Annotated in this window: 12 protein-coding genes, 1 pseudogene and 1 riboswitch; of the genes and pseudogenes, 6 read left to right on the plus strand and 7 right to left on the minus strand. The window is 29.9% G+C overall.

The genetic code is table 11. The features are described from left to right. Window positions 1-34: 34 nt before the first annotated feature. The 3 genes from CUEA01_RS13445 to CUEA01_RS13455 all read right to left on the minus strand — a co-directional run bounded on the left by CUEA01_RS13445 (window position 35) and on the right by CUEA01_RS13455 (window position 6,895). On the minus strand, window positions 35-3,172 hold the full coding sequence (locus CUEA01_RS13445; RefSeq protein WP_234122212.1) for an AAA family ATPase: 3,138 nt from the start codon (window positions 3,170-3,172) through the stop codon (window positions 35-37). A gap of 2 nt (window positions 3,173-3,174) precedes the next feature. Then, window positions 3,175-4,338: an exonuclease SbcCD subunit D gene (locus tag CUEA01_RS13450; protein ID WP_234122213.1), complete on the minus strand. Its 1,164-nt coding sequence runs from the start codon at window positions 4,336-4,338 to the stop codon at window positions 3,175-3,177. A 553-nt stretch (window positions 4,339-4,891) separates the two neighbouring features. Next, complete coding sequence (locus CUEA01_RS13455; protein WP_234122214.1) at window positions 4,892-6,895, minus strand: methyl-accepting chemotaxis protein; 2,004 nt, start codon at window positions 6,893-6,895, stop codon at window positions 4,892-4,894. A gap of 517 nt (window positions 6,896-7,412) precedes the next feature. On the opposite strand from CUEA01_RS13455, the gene CUEA01_RS13460 reads away from it, so the two are divergent. Both CUEA01_RS13460 and CUEA01_RS13465 read left to right on the plus strand, forming a co-directional pair. Next, window positions 7,413-8,540 carry an aldo/keto reductase gene (locus tag CUEA01_RS13460; RefSeq protein WP_234122215.1) on the plus strand — a complete coding sequence of 376 codons (1,128 nt, stop codon included), beginning with the start codon at window positions 7,413-7,415 and terminating at the stop codon, window positions 8,538-8,540. A 17-nt stretch (window positions 8,541-8,557) separates the two neighbouring features. Then, a complete protein-coding gene (locus CUEA01_RS13465) occupies window positions 8,558-9,322 on the plus strand; it encodes a tRNA threonylcarbamoyladenosine dehydratase (RefSeq protein ID WP_234122216.1) in 765 nt (254 codons plus the stop codon). Between the two features lie 55 nt (window positions 9,323-9,377). On the opposite strand, the pseudogene CUEA01_RS13470 reads toward CUEA01_RS13465, so the two are convergent. Then, a pseudogene (locus CUEA01_RS13470) lies at window positions 9,378-9,763 on the minus strand (CoA-binding protein). Between the two features lie 39 nt (window positions 9,764-9,802). Beyond that, window positions 9,803-10,969 carry an alanyl-tRNA editing protein gene (locus tag CUEA01_RS25165; protein ID WP_234122217.1) on the minus strand — a complete coding sequence of 389 codons (1,167 nt, stop codon included), beginning with the start codon at window positions 10,967-10,969 and terminating at the stop codon, window positions 9,803-9,805. Between the two features lie 315 nt (window positions 10,970-11,284). Then, a riboswitch (cyclic di-AMP (ydaO/yuaA leader) is annotated at window positions 11,285-11,459 on the plus strand. A gap of 45 nt (window positions 11,460-11,504) precedes the next feature. Here CUEA01_RS25165 and CUEA01_RS13480 point away from each other — a divergent pair. Continuing rightward, window positions 11,505-12,263, plus strand: coding sequence for a LysM peptidoglycan-binding domain-containing protein (locus CUEA01_RS13480; protein ID WP_234122218.1), 759 nt, complete (start codon window positions 11,505-11,507; stop codon window positions 12,261-12,263). Window positions 12,264-12,489: 226 nt separating this feature from the next. On the opposite strand, the gene CUEA01_RS13485 is transcribed toward CUEA01_RS13480, so the two are convergent. Together CUEA01_RS13485 and CUEA01_RS13490 are read right to left on the minus strand one after the other, a co-directional pair. Continuing rightward, window positions 12,490-13,029, minus strand: a complete 540-nt coding sequence (locus CUEA01_RS13485) for a hypothetical protein (protein WP_234122219.1) — start codon at window positions 13,027-13,029, stop codon at window positions 12,490-12,492. Continuing rightward, window positions 13,007-13,126, minus strand: a complete 120-nt coding sequence (locus CUEA01_RS13490) for an AsnC family transcriptional regulator (RefSeq protein WP_234122220.1) — start codon at window positions 13,124-13,126, stop codon at window positions 13,007-13,009. Before CUEA01_RS13490 ends, CUEA01_RS13485 begins: the two co-directional genes overlap by 23 nt. Window positions 13,127-13,265: 139 nt before the next feature. On the opposite strand from CUEA01_RS13490, the gene CUEA01_RS13495 reads away from it, so the two are divergent. From CUEA01_RS13495 to CUEA01_RS13505, 3 genes are all read left to right on the plus strand, one after another. Next, window positions 13,266-14,111 carry an aldo/keto reductase gene (locus tag CUEA01_RS13495; protein ID WP_234122221.1) on the plus strand — a complete coding sequence of 282 codons (846 nt, stop codon included), beginning with the start codon at window positions 13,266-13,268 and terminating at the stop codon, window positions 14,109-14,111. 224 nt (window positions 14,112-14,335) lie between these two features. Then, window positions 14,336-16,600, plus strand: coding sequence for an ATP-dependent Clp protease ATP-binding subunit (locus CUEA01_RS13500; protein WP_234122222.1), 2,265 nt, complete (start codon window positions 14,336-14,338; stop codon window positions 16,598-16,600). Window positions 16,601-17,000: 400 nt separating this feature from the next. Then, window positions 17,001-17,813, plus strand: coding sequence for a GNAT family N-acetyltransferase (locus CUEA01_RS13505; protein WP_234122223.1), 813 nt, complete (start codon window positions 17,001-17,003; stop codon window positions 17,811-17,813). Window positions 17,814-17,818: the final 5 nt, after the last annotated feature.

Genomic DNA, 17,818 nt, shown 5'->3' on the forward strand with positions numbered 1-17,818 from the left:
CATATAATAAAACATAGCCTTTTTAATAAATACTTTACATATTCAATTTTGCATGGCTTCCATTAATCCCAGAAGTTATTTCAAGTCTAACATTTATTCTTTCTTTAAGCTCTGGTACATGAGAAATTATTCCCACAAGTCTTCCATTGCTTTGAAGATTTATTAGGCATTGCACAGCATTATCAAGAGATTCTGGATCTAAAGTTCCAAATCCTTCATCTATAAACATAGTATCAAGGTTTATTCCACCTGAATATGCTTGAACAACATCAGCAAGCCCCAGTGCAAGTGCAAGTGATGCTTTAAAGCTTTCACCACCAGAAAGTGTTTTTACATGCCTTGGTTTACCTGTATAATTATCAAACACTTCGAGTTCCAAGCCCTGTTGACTTCTACCTTTCATTTTTTCCTTAATTCTATTTAATTCATATCTTCCAGCGTTCATTTTTCTAAGTCTTATATTTGCTGCATCAATAATATCATCAAAATACGCTGCAAGCATATATCTTTCAAAGCTTATTCTCTGAGAATTTTCTCCTTTAGATACATTTGCAAGTTCTCCTATAACCTTATAGCTTTCTTCCTTTTCATTCATCATATCATTGATTCTGCATATATGTTTTAAAATATCCTTATTATGCTTTACCCTAGCAAATACTCTTTTGCTATCTTTGTCAAGCTCCTCCATTTTACTTTTCTTTGCTAAAATATCAGCTTTAATAACTTCAATATCTATAATTTCTGTATTCTTTATATCCTTTTCCATTTGCTTGCAGGTTGCTACAGCTAATTTTAATTTTTCATTAAAGTTTTTAATATTATTATCTATATCTTTTATTTGCTCTTCTTTAAACTTAAACTTACTATATTCATCCTCATTTAAAAAACCAAGTGATTTTAATTTTACTTTAAAGCTTTCTCCTGCTATTTTTATTTCCGCTTCAGAATTTTTTAACTCCTCTTCTCTTTCCTTTTTTTGAGCTATTGATGAAGTATATAAAAGTTCTGATTTTCTAAATATCTCCTGTGCATTTTTTAAAGCTTGCTCCATTTTTTCATAATTACTTTTTAATAAATTAATTTTTTTATTTAGTTCTTCAATTGAAGTTATATCTTCTGGAATTTCCTTTTTAATTTTTTCTAATACACTTATTTCACTTTCATATTTTCCATAGCTTACTGTATATTCTTCTCTTATTTTAATTTCTTCTTTTTCAATAGTTTCCAAAGTTATCTTGTTTTCTTGAATTTCTTTTTTTATTTCGCTTTCTTTATTTCTTTTGGCATCCAGTATTTTAATTTCATCTTTTAGCTCCTGAATAATTTTAATAGTCTTTTCTTCAGTTACACTTATAAATTTGCTTAAAGCTTCTTTTACTAATCCACTTATATCTTCTGTTACATACTCATCTATTTCTTCTTTTAAATTATCTACTACTTGCTTTTGAGCTTTCCCCTCTGTATTAGCACTTGCAAGTTCTGCTATAAAATTGTTATACTGTATTTCTAAATTTTTATATACTTCTTCGTGATTTTTTAAACTTTCTTCTGATGGCACTCCGGATAAAACTTTTGCAGGCATTGGGTGATCAAGAGCTCCACAAACTGGACACGGCATATTTTCTAAAAGTCCCTGTGCTAAAATTCCTGCTTGCCCTTTTCTATAAATTTCGTTTAACCTTTCATATTCAAGCTTACTTTCCTTATACTTCTTTTCACAAGCATCAAATAGCTTTTTATTTTCAAGCCATCTATTTCTTATTTCTAATAACCTTTTATCTTCTTCATGAAGTTTTTTTATTTTCTTAAGCAATATTTCTTTTTCATTTAGTATCTTAGCAAGTTCCAAGCTTTTTGCTGCTGCATCCTTGGCTTCATTTAGTTTGTTATTTAATATTTGCTCTTTTTCCTTTAATGCTTTAATTTTAATTTGATTTTTGTCTTCCTGCTCTTTTTTACTTAGTAAATCACTTTTTAATTTCTCTGCATTTATTCTCTTGCTTTCATAATCTTTAATTTTTTCCGCATCATCTTTCAATTTTGTAAGTTCATCAGATAACTTTTTTCTCACATCTTCGTTTTCTTCTTCAGCCCTTAACCTTTTTTTACTATTTTCAAGTTCCATGCTATGTGCTTCCGCTTGAGTTATTGAAGTTTCTAAAGCCTTTTTCTTTTTCAAACTATTTTCTTTAACATTTATGTAGTACTGCTCACTTCCTAATGCTGCCTGCGCCTGTCTCGCTCTAACTAAAATACTCTCTTTTTCTTGAAACTCATCTTGTTTTTCCATAAGAGCTAATTTTTCTTTTTCAACTTTATTTTTTTGTTCTATTTTTTTATTATTTTCTATAGCTGATAAAAGTTTCTTTTCAAGGCTTAAATATTCTTTTTGCACATTTCCTTTAAGCTTTATAAACTCTTTTTCTTTTAAATCATCTTCTTTATTAAATTCCAGCATCTTATTAACTATACTATCGATATTTAGATTTTCTGAAAAGGTTAGTTCCTTCAATTCCTCCCTTTCAGCACAATCAACATTTTTTACATATGCTTTTCTCTGTTCCACTAGCGCAGCTATTTGTTTATAAATATTTTTTGCCTTAAACTCTAAATTTTCTTGTATTCGTAAAAATGCATAAGTTCCAAATATTCTTCTAAAAATAGTTTCTCTGTCCTTGCTATCTGCAATTAAAAGTTTTCTAAACTCACCTTGAGGAATCATTACAATTTGCCTAAATTGTGAATAATTTATTCCCATAATAGAATTAATTTTTTCATCTACATCATTAACACCAGTTATTATTTTTCCGTCTTCAGACTTAAGTTCAGCATCAGCCTTCTGCTCTGTAAACCCTTCTCCCCTTGACTTCTTTTTTTTCTGCTTTGGTATCCTTTTAATATAATATTTTTTACCTTTAATCAAAAACTCCAATTCTACATATGTTAAAATATCTTCACATGAAAAATCACTTCTAAAGTTATCAGCTTCCCTGTCACTTCCACTAGCCTTTCCAAATATAGCATAGCTTATGGCATCAAATATAGTTGTTTTACCAGCCCCGGTAGGTCCTGTAATTAAAAATATTTTTTCTTCTTGAAGCTTTAAAAAATCAATTTCTTCTTTTCCTGCATATGGTCCAAATCCTGACATTACAAGCTTAAGTGGTTTCAAAATTAAGCACCTTCTTCACTCTTTTCAACTTTATCTATTACTTCCTCTGCTATTTCATATTTATCATCCGTAAAATCTTTTCCTGTTATATCCTCATAAAAAGCCTTAAACAATTCCAATTTGGATTTTTTCTTAAACCCCTCTCCAGCAGAAGTCTTAGAATCTTCTCGCAAATTATTATTTTCCCTGCTCAAAAGCATTACATTAGGGTAAACCGCTCTAAGTTTTCCTATAGGATCTATAAGTTCACCTTCATCAGTTAAGATTACACTTAAATAATCTTCAATATTTGTCTCCTCATAAACTTTTGGGTCTAAAAGTGCATCTATTTCTCCCTTGATAATTCTCATGTCTTTTTTCGGTTTTAATTCTTTAAGCCTAATTTTAACTTCTCCATTTTCATCCATTTCAACTATAGTTAAACTCTTTTTTTGCTTAACCTCTGAAAAAGAATATTTTAAAATGGAGCCGGAATACCTTATCTTATTATTTAAAACTTTTTGAGCACCATGCAAATGCCCTAAAGCCGTATAATTAAAATTCTTGAAATACTCAGCCTTAATATAATCCGTTCCACCTATTGAAAGAGGTCTTTCGGATTCACTAAGTTCTGGCTCTTTGTCACCAACTACAAAACCATGTGTTATCAAAACATTTCTTTCCTCTAAATTTATCTTCTTATCTATTTCTTCTATAATTCTCTTATAGGCATCATCAAAACTTTTTATATTTTCATCTTCAAAAACTTCTCTCATATAAGCAGGATCAGCGTATGGTACCATATAAAAATTAACTGGTCCAAATTTATCTTTAAATGTAACTTTCCTAATATCCTTTTTTAAAATTCCATCAATATATAATCCCTTATTCTTTAATATTTCACTTCCAAAACTCAAGCGTTCAGGGCTATCATGATTTCCTGCTATAGCTAAAATTGGCGTATTAAGCTTTAATAATATTTCACTAAAAACCCTATCTAAAAGCTCAACTGCCTCTACAGGAGCCACCGATCTATCATATAAATCTCCAGCTATAATAATTACATCTGGATTTTCCTCTTTTACAATGCCAATAAATTCATTTAATATGTACTCTTGATCTTCTGTCATGTGAAATTCATTTACTATTTTTCCTATGTGCCAATCTCCAGTATGAATTATTTTCAACAATATCGCCCCGCTTATAATATTTTCACTATATATTTTATTATAAATTTATACTATATTAAATACGTTTCGCTTAAAAATATTAAAATCAAGCTGAACATTTGTTCTTAATACCTTAATTTTAACAATATTCATAAATTTTTGCAATATTTAAATATTGTGAACCAAGGTGTAGTGCAAAATTTGGAGTTAGGAACTTTTGATAGTTGAACTAGTTTTAATAGATATTAAAAACTTGTAAAAACAAGAATGTAGTACAAAAACTTAAATAATAAGTGGGAGCTGTGCATAAAAAAATGATGTGAGGAATAGCGTTGAAGAAATATTTAAATAAAATTTTATAAATCTTAGAGACTAAATCGCAAAAGTCTTAGAAATTTCAATTGTCTGAGCTGCCTCTTGCGAGTTATTGAAAGTTCTTAGAATTTTACGATTTAGTCTCTTAGATTTATTAATTTTATTTAAGATTTCAAGATGCTATTAATCGCATCATTTTTATGCAGAGCTCCCACTTATTATTTTGTTTTTTACTACACCTTTGTTTGCAATAATTTTATATTTTAAATTTATTTATCTCATTTTCTAGATTACTTGCAACTCCCTCTAATTTCTGCGACATATTATTAAACTCATTCATGCTTGCACTTAATTCTTCCGCTGTTGCAGATACTTCTTCTGTACTTGCAGAAAACTCCTCTGAAGCTGCTGATATATTTTGCATTTTAGAAAGTATCTTATTTCTACTTATACCTGTCTTTGAAATACTTTCATCTACCTTTTCCTTTTCCTCCATTAATTGCTTTACCGAACTTAATATTTTATTGAATATTTCTCTTGTTTGTTCTACAGATTCTGATTGCTCACTTACCATTCTCAAGGATTCACCTATTGATGCTGTTGCTAATTCAGTTCTATTTTTTATATCCTGAACAGACTTTTGAATCTCCTTAGTGGCATTTCTAGACTCTTCTGCTAACTTTGAAATTTCACCTGCAACAACAGAAAATCCCTTTCCAGCTTCTCCTGCCCTTGCTGCTTCTATTGACGCATTTAAAGCTAGTAGTGTAGTTTGCTCTGCAATACTATTTATTGTGTCAGTAATTAATGTAATTTCTTTGGACGATTTAGTCATTTCAGTTACAGCTTCTGAAACTTCCTTTGATGATTGATTAGTAAGTTTAGTTTTTTCAATAAGCTTGACCATTACTTTAATTCCATCATTGCCCAAATTATTTGTACTTTGAGAAATACTATTAATATTCTCGTTTCTTTTGCCAATATTCTTCATTTCTTCTGTCAAGCCGCTAAATTCATCTACACCCTCTGATATATCTTGTGCTTGAGAATATGCCCCCTCAGCCACTTGACCAACTGTCGCCGCAACTTCACCTACAATTTTATTTGTATCAGAACTCATTTTATTTATAGTGTTTGAAGTTGTTAGTATTTCCTCCCCAGAAACTTTAATATTATTAATGAGCTCTTGTATTTTTTTTATCATAGTATTAAAGCTATCACCCAGCTCACCAAACTCGTCTTTTGAATTTATATTAACCTTAACTGACAAATCGCCATTTGCTGCTTTTTCAAATGCCATTGTCAGTTTATTTACATTTCTTAAAACTAATTTACTTACAATCCATGATACTAAAATAGCAATTATGAAAATAATAATTGAAATAATAATTGTTTTATTTTTTATTCCACTGCCATCATTAATTAATTCCTGTTTTTCTATATTTGCAATTACTTTCCAATCAGTTGAACTATTGGTTGTATATGCACAATATTTATCTGTGCCATTGTCTTTATATTGCATGAAACCTTTGCTACTATTTTTCAGCTTATCCCAAAATTCCATAGTTGTAGGCTTTTTAGTACCTATAATTGTTTTATCTTGACTTGAAACAACAATGCCGCTTTTATCAACTATTAAAACATGTCCAGTTTTTCCAACCATGCTCTTAGATAATTCATTAGTAAAATTACTTAAATCAATATCTATTCCAACCACACCAACAAACTTATCACCATCATATACAGCCTTTGAAATTGTTACTACACTTTTTCCTGTACCTTGATCTTTATAAACTTCACTGATTTGAATATCACCTTTCTTATCTTTTGCATCAATATACCAAGGCCTAGTTCTAAGATCAAACCCAGCTGGCAACTCAGTTGCAGGATAAATATAGAGATTTTTTGACTCATCACCATAATATGCATTTAAAATATTGGGGTTGCTTTGTTTAACTTGAGTAATTATATCTAAAGCGTACTCTTTAAACTCTGGATGAATGTCTAAATTTTTAATATCATAATTATTTGCTAATAAGTTTACTTGTGTCATCATTGATTTGAAATAATTATTAATACTTCTGTTTATTTCATCCAAACTCTGCTGAGAAGTAACCTGCAGCTTATTCTCCAAAACTGCATAAGAATTGTGATACGATAGAATTCCCGAAACTATAACAGGAACATTACAAATTAGCATTAGAATTATTAAAAGCTTTATTCTAATACCTTTTAAGTTGATTTTCTTGTTTTTACTCATTATCTGCCCTCCATCATTTTGAAACAACAAAATTACAAATTCCAATTTGGGCATCTTAAAAAAATAATAAATCCAAATTGAGAAATATAGGTAAACTTTATATTTGCAATTTTGATTTTTCAAGCGTTTTATCTCTATAAGCTAATTTTTCACAAGTTTACAATGAAAAATAATGCATACTAATATAATTACCTATACTAGTATGCATTAAAAACATAATTTAAGACACGGTTTTGTGGGTAAACCGTCAATCTAATTTGATAAAATTATAAAAAATTTAGTCTTACAGTTATTTAGTAATTTATATATAATATTTATTATACTACATAATTTGGCATTTTTTCAAACTAACATTGGTTACAATTCACTTTTTTATCCGATATTTATATATATTATAACATAATTCTACAAAATAATCCATGTGTCTTATAGTTTAGCAATTATTATAATTTTAATTATTGATGAGATTAAACTTTAGTGTTATTCTATACTTATATTTATGTGAAGGGGTGGTCTTATGAATTATAGAACATTTGGGAAAACGGATTTTAAACCTTCTGCTTTAGGACTTGGCTGCATGAGGTTTCCTATATTAAACAATGACAGTTCAAAAATTGACGAAGAAAAAACAATACAACTTATAAGATATGCTATTGATAATGGAGTTAATTATATAGATACTGCTTATCCTTATCACAGTGGCAATAGCGAAACAGTGGTTGGCAAAGCACTTCAAGATGGATATAGAGAAAAAGTTCACCTTGCAACTAAAATGCCTGTATGGCTTGTTAACGATTTTTCTGATTTCGGTAAATATTTTAATGAACAATTAACAAAACTAAATACAGACCATATAGATATGTATTTGCTACATGCCCTTAGCAAGGAAAGAATAGATAAAATGGAGAAGCTTAACGTATTTAAATTTCTTGATAAAATAAAAAATGAGGGAAAAGTAAAATATGTTGGTTTTTCTTTTCACGATAACCTAGAAGCTTTTAAACATATAGTCGACTTGTATGACTGGGATTTTTGTCAAATACAATATAACTATTTAGACGAAAACTATCAAGCTGGTGTAGAAGGTCTTAAATATGCTTCTTCAAAAGGCCTTGGTGTAGTAATTATGGAACCACTTAAAGGTGGAACTTTAGCTAAAGAACCTCCTCAAAAGGTAAAAAATATATTTGATAATGCTACTACTAAAATGACACCTGCTGCTTGGTCATTTACTTGGCTTTGGAATCAACCAGAAGTTTCAGTGGTCTTAAGTGGAATGAATGAAATTTCACAGTTAGATGAAAATATTAAAACTTCAGATAGTATTAAGCCAAATTCCATGAGTAATTATGATAAAGATATAATAAAAGAGGTTCAGCTTACTTACAAAAAATTAACTAAAATTGGCTGTACCGCTTGTGAGTACTGCCTTCCTTGTCCTAAAGGCGTAAATATACCCAAAAATTTCAAAATATATAATCAGGCTCACTTATATGGTGATTTTGAAGGCTGCAAAAAAGAATATGCTTCCATTCCGGATACCGCAAAGGCTTCTAATTGCGTTGAATGTGGAAGTTGTGAAACAAAATGCCCTCAACATCTTAATATAAGAGAACTCTTAAAAACAGTAAAAAACGAATTCTAACTTAAGGAGATAATACAATGCCTCAACATTCACTTTCAAGAACTGAATTATTAATAGGAAAAGAAAATCTAGAAAAGTTAAAAAGCAGCAAAGTTGTTATATTTGGAATTGGCGGCGTCGGCAGTTATTCTGTTGAAGCCCTTGCAAGATCAGGGGTTGGTAATATAACTCTTGTAGATGATGACACCGTTTGTTTAACCAATATAAATAGGCAGATTCATGCAACTTTTAAAACTTTAGCACAACCTAAGGTTGAGGTTATGAAAGAGCGAATTTTAACTATCAATCCTCACTGCAATATTAAAACTTATCAAACTTTTGTAAAGGAAGATAATATAGCTGAAATAATTGAGGCTGATACTGATTACGTAATTGATGCAATTGATACAGTTTCATCTAAAATTGCACTTATCTTGTGGTGTCAAGAAAGAAATATTAAAATAATAAGCTGCCTTGGAACTGGAAATAAATTAGATCCAACTCAGTTTAAAATAGCTGATATATATGATACTAAAATTTGTCCTCTTGCTAAAGTAATGAGATATGAACTTAGAAAAAGGGGAGTAAAAGCCTTAAAGGTTCTTTATTCTGAAGAAGTTCCTAAAAAGCCAAAAATAGGCGAGGTTATAACTTGTAAAGAAGGTTGTGTTTGCACAAATGGTTCAAGGAAATGTACTGCAAAACGCCAAATCCCTGCAAGTATATCCTTTGTTCCACCTGTTGCTGGTATGATAATTGGCGGAGAAGTCATTAAAGACATTATTGGATACAAGGATAATTAAACCAATTAACAATGAAGGAGGATTTTCTGTTAAAACAGAAAATCCTCCTTCATTGTTAATTGTGCATCGTTAATTGTGAACTTAATTGTACTAGTGCACAATCCTCTATACATTCATTTTATTACTTCGGCAGTAATCTAAGATTTCCCTACTCTCTGCTCCAGGCTGAATTAATATTTTGTCTATATTTAGTTTCCTGGCTTCTTTAACGATATTAATTCCAAGCGTTGGATTTATACATAAATCTATTGCTTCTATTTTAAATGGTACTTCTCTAAGTGATTTGTATACTTTATCAGATTTTTCTCGCGGATTTACCCCAGCTACATTATATCCTGAGTTTTTAAATTTGTGGTATATTCTACTTGCATATTTTGATTCATTTAATACATCTCCTACAACTGCCCAATTCTTGTACGAAAAAAGCTCACTTACTTCCACAAAATCACCCCTTTTTCAGAGTACAGTAGCGGTTTATCTTTAAATGAATTTTTGTTTTAAAAATTCAACAAATTTATTTAGGTCTTCCTTATCACTAAAAGCCGCCTGAGATCTTTTTGCATTTCCGCCGCCTCTGCCATTAAACTCTTTTATATTCTGTTTAAATATTTTTCCGCAATCTACATTTTCTATACCATTCTGTGCAAAAATAATTCTGTTATCCTCTCCAGAAGTTAATATTAAAGCCTTTTCTTCATTTTTAATTTCTTCATATATTTCTTGTATAAAATCAAAATCTTTATCCTCATAATTTGCTACTATTAATTTTTCAGATGAAGTTTTCATAAGTTTTTCTGCTTCAATTTTTGCATCTTTCTTTTTATATTCAGAAAGTAACTTTTTTAAATTCGCTAATTCTTCAATTTGTGAAGCAGCCCTATCAGCTAATTTATCAGCTTCTGTTGAAAATACTTTCTGCAAACTAGTAATTATATCATGCTCTTTCATGCACTCTTCAAGTGCTCTTTCTCCGCACTTAAAATAAACTCTAGTCATACCTTTATATTTTTCAACTTTAAGTATTTTTACAATACCCACTTCCCCTGTTCTAACAACATGAGTTCCACAACATGCACTATAATCTACATCACCAAGTTGAACAATTCTTATTCTTCCTTCTGCTTTTATTGCTTTTCTAAGAGGAAGCTTTTTTGCATCTTCTTTGCTCATAAAATAAGTTTTGGTAGGAACGTTCATATATATGTATGAATTTACCTCTTCCTCAATGTTTTTTATCATGCCATCGGTTACTTCTTCCATGTCTATATCAATAGTAATATAGTCATCACCCATATGAAAACCACAATTGACACCTTTATAAAGTTTAAAGAATGCTGCTGATAATAGATGTTCCCCTGTATGCTGTTGAATATTATCTCTTCTTCTTAAAAAATCCACCTTACATACAGCAACTTCACCTTCAGGTTTTCTTTTCATAACATGATAAATAACATCATCTTTTTCATGAACATATTCAACAGGTATTCCATTTATTGTTCCCAAATCGCATGGTTGGCCGCCACCTTCTGGATAAAAAGGAGTTTTATCTAAAACCACCTCAAACTTATTGTCCTTTTCTTCTATATTTAATATTTTCCCACTGCCCTCACATATATAAGGATCATCATAAAATAATTTCTGTGTCACAATATCAACTCCTTTTTCAATATATGCTTCTATTTTACCTCTTTAAATTTAATAAATATAGTTTATTTATTAAAAATATTTATTTAGATTAAAATTTTAATTTCTATACCTTAATAGTGAACTTAAAGGAGCATGTGAAAAATATAGGTATTCTTTTTTATGAGCCGCTCATAATGCTTTATGTGCGGTATAGTAAAACCTATAGAATACCTTTTTTCACATCCTCCTAATTTTTTATATAACAATTCGCCATTGAAATTACAATAATTCCATAAATATTATATAGATTTTCTCGTACAACCCATGTTAGAATATCAACTATACTTGCCGAATCTTCAATACTAAAGTACGGGGGACCACATTCCGGTGAATCCTTTATACCTTTAAAGGTAGGGTGCCTCTAACCCGAACCGTTGAGGCTGTTACACTAATAGTAATTATTATTGTAATGGCCCCTTAGCTAACCTCGAAGGCAAGGAATAACAACATACAAAAATTTGCTACAATGTTGTTATTCTAAAGGAGGAAAAAAATTATGAAAAAAATCAAATTATTAGTTTTAGCTGGTTTCATTGCCTTTATGGGTAAAAATACTGTACATGCTGCTACGTATCAAGTTAAAACTGGAGACTCTCTTTACACAATAAGTAAAAGTTACAATACAAATTCTGACTATTTAAAAGCTGCAAATAATTTAAGCAGCAATTTAATATATCCTGGTCAATCAATTCAAGTCCCAACTATAAGATATACAGTAAAAGCTGGCGACTCTCTTTACCTTATAGCAAAAGGTTATGGTGTAACATTATCAAACCTTAGATTTGCAAATGGCATATGGACAGATGCTCTTTATGTTGGACAAGTTCTAACAATTCCAACTGGTGGAAATTCAACTTATGTAAATCCAACTTCAGCCTATGTAATTTCTTGTACAAGCTCTGAGGTAGATTTGCTTGCAAGACTTATTAATGCCGAAGCTGGCGGAGAAAGCTATTCTGCCATGGAATCAGTTGGGGCCGTAATTGTAAACAGAGTGAAAAATAGTACTTTTCCAAACACAATTACAAAAGTGATTTACGATACTTCTTATGGATATTATCAATTTACCCCTGTTGCTAATGGTATGATAAATAAACCAGCAACAACAGCTTCTTTAAATGCAGCTAAAGCGGCTCTTAGTGGCCTTGATCCAACACACGGTGCTCTTTACTTTTATGATAACACTGCAACAAACTCTTGGCTTAGATCAAAAACTGTTGCATTAGTTTCTGGAAAGTTAATATTTGCATACTAACAGAGTACTAAATATAAGCGGTTATTTCACAAAAAATATTTAATAACAATATAAAATTATTGCGAACCAAAGCAAGTGAAGGTTTTTAACGTGCAAAGCATCGTTAAAAACTTTCACTTAAGTTGGTTCGCAATATTTACATATTAAAGCTACATCCGTTTTATGGAATAGCATTTTCCTAATCAATCTTGCAATCTAAATTTTTCACCTTCAATTTAAAGCAAAATTATTTACAATATCTTTGGATAGTTTTATCGCTCCATACCTGAACCTCAATATATCTCTCAGGTCCAAATTTTCCATCTGAATTCCATTGTTGTGGCAATCCATATTTTTCAATAACGCTTAATATTTCTGAATAAGTATATACCTTCTTTCTGTATTCTTTTTCATCATTTATCGCAGAACTGAAAGTAGGGAACATATCGCCATATGTAAATGAAATTTTATTAAATTGAAATTCTTCTACTGGAATTTTTACATAGCATCCATTTACATACCATGATTTAAGCCATTCACATTCTTCAACAACCATATAATGAGGTGATTTTCTAGTTGGTTTCCCGCCCTTTTCTATAAACAAATTTCTTGCAAGCATTTCATAATTAATCCTTTTTTCCATATACGCTAAATCCCTACCTGCTGCCATTGACGAAGGTCTATTCTCCCTTATGCTTCTAAGTACTTCTTCTGCTCCATTAAGCGATAAATCAGATAAATTCTTAAATGGCCCTGTACTCTCTTCATAATAATGATACAAAAACATATTTATCTCCTTTACCTAATTCTCTAATAGATAATCTACTATCTTCTTGAAGTTCTTTTAATATTTTAATATCCGTATTGTCTATTTTCATTTGCATATAAATTCTCCTTTTTTTATTTCATTTAAAATATTTTTAGTTTAAAATACTTTCAAACACAAAAGACTTTTTTTGTCTTACCTAATATAATATAGTAAATGACAATATTTATCCATAAAATAATAGGAGGTTTAGCTAAATGGGAATTATAAAAAATCATGTTACTTTAAATAATGGAGTAAAAATCCCTTCTCTGGGCTTTGGTACATATACTATTGAAAATGGTTATCCCATAATTAATTCAGTACATGAAGCATTAAAGGTAGGTTATAGGCATATAGACACTGCCTCTTTTTATAATAATGAAGAAGGTGTTGGTACTGCAATAAAAGAAAGCGGCATATCAAGAGAAGAAATATTTTTAGTAAGCAAAGTTTGGAATTCAGATCAAGGCTATGATAAAACTTTAAAAGCTTTTGAAACTTCCATAAAAAAACTTGGAACAGATTATCTTGATTTATACTTGATTCACTGGCCCCACCATCTACATAAGGAAACATGGAACGCCTTACAAAAACTTTATAAAGAAAAATTCATACGAGCTATCGGAGTGAGTAATTTTTCAATTAATCATCTTAAGGAATTAATAAAAACCGCTGAAATTCCACCTATGGTGAATCAAATAGAATTTCATCCTATGCTTATTCAACAAGATTTAATTAATTTTTGTCAAAGCCACAAAATACAATTAGAGGCTTGGTCACCATTAATGAGAGGTAATGTTTTCAAAATTCCGCTTTTACAAGAACTTGCATTAGATTATAAAAAATCCATATCTCAAATTGTGCTAAGATGGGATTTGCAAATGGGCTTTATAAGTATTCCTAAATCAACAAACCCAATAAGAATAAAAGAAAATGCTAACATATTTGATTTTGAGATAAGTAACGAAGATATGGATAAAATCAGCTCACTAAATAAAAATTTAAGAATAGGCTCAAATCCAGATAAAGTTTATCAAAACCCCAATACATTAAAAGGATAAATATCCTATGATACACTTACTTTGCATTAATTTAAAACTTTTTATTGTGTTATATTACTCCATATGTTAATAATATAGTATAATGTTATTAATACATTTGTAATTTTTTTTTAGTATACTATATAATATCTATACTAATTCATATGACAAACTCAAAAATAACTAATTAATAGTTAGTAATTTTTCGTCATATGTTCAAACTTGAAATGATGGAGATGATACGTATGATTAAATGTTCAGTATGCAAAAAAAATGTTGCTGTCATTTTTACAAATAAAATAGTAGATGGCAAACAAGAACTAGTTAGTCTATGTCTGCCATGCGCAAAGAAATTGGGGATTTCTCCGCTAACTCAAATGGTAGACACTAAAGATATGAAAGACGAAGATTTTGAAAATTTAAATGAACAAATGAATGATATGATAAAAAATATAGATTTAAACAAAATTACTTCAGACGATTCGCCAAACTCAATATTAAATCTTTTTAATAATGCACTATCTGGCACAACAGAAAATAATGAAAGTGAAGAAAAAATTCCTCTAAATAATGATATAAAAACTGACTCTAAACAAAAAAAGTCAAAAAAGAAAAAATATTTAGATGTCTATGGAATTAATCTAACGGATAAGGCAAAGAACAACAAAATCGATAAAGTCATTGGACGCCAAAGAGAAATTGACAGGGTTATTCAAATTTTAAATAGGAGAACAAAAAACAATCCAATTTTAATAGGGGAAGCTGGTGTCGGTAAAACAGCTATCGCTGAAGGTCTCGCAGTTAGAATATCTGAGAAAAAAGTTCCTGTAAGATTTTATGACACAGAAGTCTACCTTTTAGAATTAAATTCTGTAGTTGCTGGCACTCAATTTAGGGGTCAATTTGAATCTCGTATGAAAGGCATTATTGACGAAGTAAAACAATTTGGAAATATAATTCTTATTATTGATGAAATTCATAATATAATTGGAGCTGGTAATGCAGAAAGTGGATCCTTGAATGCTGCAAATATACTAAAACCTGCACTTGCCAAAGGTGAACTTCAAGTTATAGGTGCAACTACAATCGAAGAATATAGAAAGTATATTGAAAAAGACGCTGCCCTTGAAAGAAGATTTCAGCCTGTTTTTGTAGATGAACCATCTGCAGAAGAAACAATTGAAATACTAAAAGGCATCAAAAAATACTATGAAAATTATCATAAAATAATTATACCTGATGAAATAATTGAAGCAGCAGTAAAATTATCAGATAGATATATTTCGGATAGATTCCTACCTGACAAAGCCATTGATGTAATAGATGAAGCTGGTTCAAGAGCAAATTTAAGAAATAAAGGTCTTGTAGAACTTGAAGCTTTAAAAGAAGAACTCAAGAAAATAGAAGCAGATATTGATACAGCTTCTCAAAATAATGATTTTGAAAAAGCAGCAGAATATAAAGTTACACAATGTAAAATTCAAGACAAAATTAAAACCTTTAATGATAATTATGGCAGCATAGTACTTTCTCTAGATGATATTGCAGCTGTAGTAGAAGCTTGGACAAAAATACCTGTCCATAAAATTACTGAAATTGAATCTGAAAAACTTCTAAATCTAGAAGAAAGACTTCATAAAAGAATAATAGGACAAAATGAAGCCGTTTCAAGTGTAGCTAAAACCATAAGAAGAAATCGTTCAGGTTTTAAAAAATCAAAAAAACCAGCTTCTTTCATTTTTGTTGGTCCTACAGGCGTTGGTAAAACTGAACTTGTTAAAACACTTGCACAAGAATTGTTTGAAAATGATAAAGCCCTCATAAGAGTCGATATGTCTGAATATATGGAAAAGCATACTGTATCGAAGCTAATAGGTGCTCCTCCAGGATATGTAGGCTATGATAATGGCGGTCAGCTTACAGAAAAAGTAAGACGTAATCCTTATTCTGTAATATTACTTGATGAAATTGAAAAGGCTCATCCAGATGTATTTAACATTTTGCTTCAAATTTTAGAAGATGGAAGACTTACAGACAGTCAAGGAAGAACCGTTCATTTTGAAAACACTGTTATAATAATGACTTCAAATGCTGGAACAAGTTTAAAATCAAATGGAATTGGTTTCTCAAGGGATAATTATGTATCTCTTTCAAATAGAGTCGATGATGTATTAAAAGAAACTTTCCGTCCAGAATTTTTAAATAGAATTGATGAAACCATAATCTTTACTGAACTTAATAAAGATGAACTTAAAAAGATTGTTAATTTAATGCTTAAGGAAATAATTTCTGAGGGCAAAGAAAAAAGTATCGAAATTGAAGTTTCAGATGAAGTAAAAGATTTTATATTAGAAAAAGGATACGATAAAAAATATGGTGCTCGTCCATTAAGAAGAACTATACAAAAATATATAGAAGACGAACTTGCTGAACTTTATTTAAAGGGAGTATTTAAGGAAGGCAGTCATATAAAAATAACCATGAATGATGGAAAAGTTGATTTCAAATAAAAATAATAAAATTCAACCTTAATTATACTATTTTTTTAATTGACAATTCACAGTTCACAATGCACAATGATTGATGATTTTTCTCCATTATATAGATAAACCATTTCAACTACCAAAATCAACTTGCATCATAATGCCCAGGAGACGGGATTTTGATACAGGTTAATTTTGAAGTTTCAAGTGGTTTATCTTTAACTCTACGAAAAATCTTATAACATATTATTTTTAAGATTTTCTGCTTCAGCAGAAAATCATCCTACATTGTGAATTGTGCATCGTGAATTGTGAATTTTAATAATGCTAGAAGGATAAATTTAGCATCTGCAATTTCTATTTTGGAAGTAGTTCAACTGTAGTTTATCTTTAGCTATCGTAATTATAAATTGGAGGAAAACTTTAAATGAGAAATATACTATATAACGACCATGTCTTTGAACGATTAATGACCAAAGAGGACTTAATCCGTTTTAGCATGTTTTATGCTATGGGCACAACTAAAAATTGCTTTTTTGTGACAAATGATACTAATGTAATTATAGGACAAGAACGTCCAACCTCCCCTTTATGGATCTACATTAAGGACAATTTATTTGATACTGATCGAAAAGAAGTTGTTGAAATAATATGCGAAAAACTCGCACTTAATCCTAATCTCAATGTAGATGGAGAAGAAAAGCATCTCAATTCAATTCTTAATGAAGTTTCAAATATTTCTAGAATTCCTTTTAAGATAGCTATTCCCAAGAATTCATATGTTTGTTATATTCCTATAAAACCTCAAATGATTTGTGGAAATTTATCAAAAGCAATTGAAAATGATTTAGAAACTGTTGCCACATTTTCTAAAGATAATTGGGAAGATATTGGTTTTGGAATTCTTACACCAGAACAGGCTGAGAGGTTTGCTAAGCAAAGATTAGCTAATTCTGATTTTCATGTTTGGAGAAATGAGTTTAACAGAGTTTCTGCTATGGCAACTGTACATAAATATAACACTGTTGCATTAACAGATGGTGTTTTTGTTGACAGGAACGAACGAAATAAGGGATATGCAAAATTTTTAATGTATACAATCACAAAAAATTTACTCGATAATGGTTTCATTCCAATGTTATACGCTGACCATAGAAAAGCAGCTCCAAATCATGTATACAAGAGTATTGGCTATGAATATCATGGTAAAATTACTGAATATAGATTTTTAACAAATTAAGCTTC

Origin of the sequence: Clostridium hydrogenum (genome assembly GCF_021432385.1) — a bacterium.
Taxonomy (GTDB): Bacteria; Bacillota; Clostridia; order Clostridiales; family Clostridiaceae; genus Clostridium_S; species Clostridium_S hydrogenum.